This is a genomic window from Chroococcidiopsis cubana SAG 39.79 (assembly GCF_003991895.1).
Lineage (GTDB): Bacteria > Cyanobacteriota > Cyanobacteriia > Cyanobacteriales > Chroococcidiopsidaceae > Chroococcidiopsis > Chroococcidiopsis thermalis.
In genome coordinates, this window is record NZ_RSCK01000233.1 from 1 (window position 1) to 2,529 (window position 2,529).

A 2,529-nucleotide genomic window follows, 5' to 3' on the forward strand; every position below is an offset into this window, starting at 1 on the left:
AGTTTTTATATTTTTAGCTGGGTAGCTTGTTAACTCAGTACTGCTGAGTCATTTTGTCATTGGTTAGTCTAAACTCCAGGTACAACTTCAACTTCCTAATGTCGTCACCCCAGATGACTTAGCAGCACAGTGCGATCGCATTTGTCAATTGGTAGCAAAGGCGCGGCGTAATCTCCCGACAATGGATCTGGTTGTCTTTCCCGAATATGCTTTGCACGGGTTATCGATGGATACTAACCCAGAAATTATGTGCCGTTTGGACGGGGCAGAAGTGACAGCTTTTCAAACAGCTTGCCGCAACAATAAAATTTGGGGTTGTTTCTCCATCATGGAATACAATCCTCACGGCAACCCCTACAATAGCGGCATCATTATTGACGACAAGGGCGAACTCAAACTTTACTATCGCAAATTGCATCCTTGGATTCCCGTGGAACCGTGGGAACCAGGCAATATCGGCATTCCTGTCTGTGAAGGTCCCAATGGCAGCACCCTCTCCCTGATTATTTGTCACGATGGCATGTTTCCTGAAATGGCGCGGGAATGTGCTTATAAAGGTACAGAAATTATGTTACGCACGGCTGGCTACACTGCCCCGATCCGGCATAGCTGGCAGATTACCAATCAAGCGAATGCTTTTTGTAATTTGATGTACACCGCCTCGGTGTGTATGTGCGGTAGCGATGGCACGTTTGATTCGATGGGCGAGGCGATGATAATCAATTTTGACGGTACGCCTTTGGTTACGGGTGGCAGTCGTCCTGATGAAATTATTACTGCCGAAGTGCGACCGAATTTAGTCCGAGAAGCCCGTAAGTTGTGGGGGGTAGAAAACAACATCTACCAATTTGGACATCGGGGTTATGTCGCCGTTAAAGGTGGGGCGCAAGATTGCCCGTATACATATATGCAAGATCTTGTCAATGGCTGCTATCGCTTGCCTTGGGAAGATGAAGTCGTGCATAAAGACGGTACTAGCTGTGGATTTCCCGCCCCGACTCGCACTTATAAAGGCGAGGAATTGCCCCGCATTCCCAGCGAACGAGGAGGCTAAACATGGGATTATTTGTCGCCGCCGATCCCTATCAGTATCCTTATAATGGCGATTTGCGCCCTGAAAATACGGTGCTAATTGTCATTGATATGCAAACTGATTTTTGCGATATCGGTGGCTATGTGGATAAGATGGGTTACGATTTATCCTTAACTAGAGCGCCGATCGCACCCATCAAACGGTTACTCGTAGAAATGCGATCGCGTGGTTTTTCCATCGTTCACACCCGCGAAGGACATCGCCCTGACTTGTCAGACTTACCGGAGAATAAACAATGGCGATCGCGTCAAATTGGGGCAGGGATTGGCGATCCTGGTCCCTGCGGTAAAATCCTCGTGCGTGGGGAACCTGGTTGGGAAATTATTCCCGAACTCGCGCCCTTACCAGGGGAAATTGTCATCGATAAGCCTGGAAAAGGGGCTTTCTACGCTACCGATCTCGATTTAGTCCTGCGTCGCTTGGGCACTCAGAATATTATCCTCACGGGAATTACTACTGATGTCTGCGTCCACACGACAATGCGAGAAGCCAACGATCGCGGTTACGAGTGTTTGTTACTGTCAGATTGCACGGGGGCAACCGACTACGGCAATTACTTGGCAGCGTTAAAAATGGTGAAGATGCAAGGAGGTGTTTTTGGTGCGGTTGCCGACTCGCAGGCTTTGATTGAGGCGATCGGTGTCTTTCCTGCTGGCGAGATCCCCCTTCCCCCTTAAAAAGGGGGACTTTGTTATCCCTCTTTGGTTCTCTAAATTCTCCTTCAAAAAGGGGACTCTATTCCCCCCTTGGAAAGGGGGGCTAGGGGGGATCTTTCATACTTGGTACGTAAAAATTACAAATATTTTTTTGTTTCGCGCAAAGACAAGGACACTTGCGTACGGGGGTTCCCCCCGTTGAGCAAAGTGTCCGCGCAAAGGCGCAAAGAAGACGCTAACCCAACTCCTGTACGGACGGGTTCACCCGAAATCTCTGTTATTAGCAAAGTTTTTTGGTAAACCCGCCCCTACCAACTCCCGACTTTCTAAAAAATATGACAACAATCGTAGAAAATATCACTATCGATATTACCAACCCTCCAGAATTAACCGCAGTTGAGATGACGAAGCGGTTTGGTTCTAATTTGGCGCTCGATCGCGTTTCTTTACAACTCAAGCCAGGTACGTTCCACGCCTTGCTAGGGGAAAATGGGGCGGGGAAAAGCACTCTGGTAAAGTGCATCATGGGTTTTTATACTGCTGATAGTGGTGAAATCCAGATTGACGGGCGATCGCTGACTATTTCTAGTCCCCGCGATGCTCAGAAATGCAGGATTGGCATGGTGTACCAACACTTTACTTCCGTGCCAGCAATGACGGTAGCGGAAAATCTTGTATTGTGCCGTGCTGAAAGTCGCAACTTAGGCGGTTTCTATCAAACAGAATACCAGTTGAGCTAAGATGCAATTATGCGCTCAACCTTGTAGGAGCAAAGCCTTG

General features: G+C 48.2%; 1 protein-coding gene and 2 pseudogenes. All 3 read left to right on the forward strand.

What is annotated here, in order from left to right; translation table 11 throughout:
* Window positions 1–79: 79 nt before the first annotated feature.
* Window positions 80–1,054, forward strand: a pseudogene (locus tag DSM107010_RS37550) (formamidase); the annotation flags it as partial.
* Between the two features lie 2 nt (window positions 1,055–1,056).
* Window positions 1,057–1,770 (forward strand): biuret amidohydrolase, encoded by a 714-nt coding sequence (gene biuH / locus DSM107010_RS37555; protein ID WP_106171448.1) that lies wholly within the window; start codon window positions 1,057–1,059, stop codon window positions 1,768–1,770.
* A 314-nt stretch (window positions 1,771–2,084) separates the two neighbouring features.
* Window positions 2,085–2,453, forward strand: a pseudogene (locus tag DSM107010_RS37560) (ATP-binding cassette domain-containing protein); the annotation flags it as partial.
* Between the last annotated feature and the right edge of the window lie 76 nt (window positions 2,454–2,529).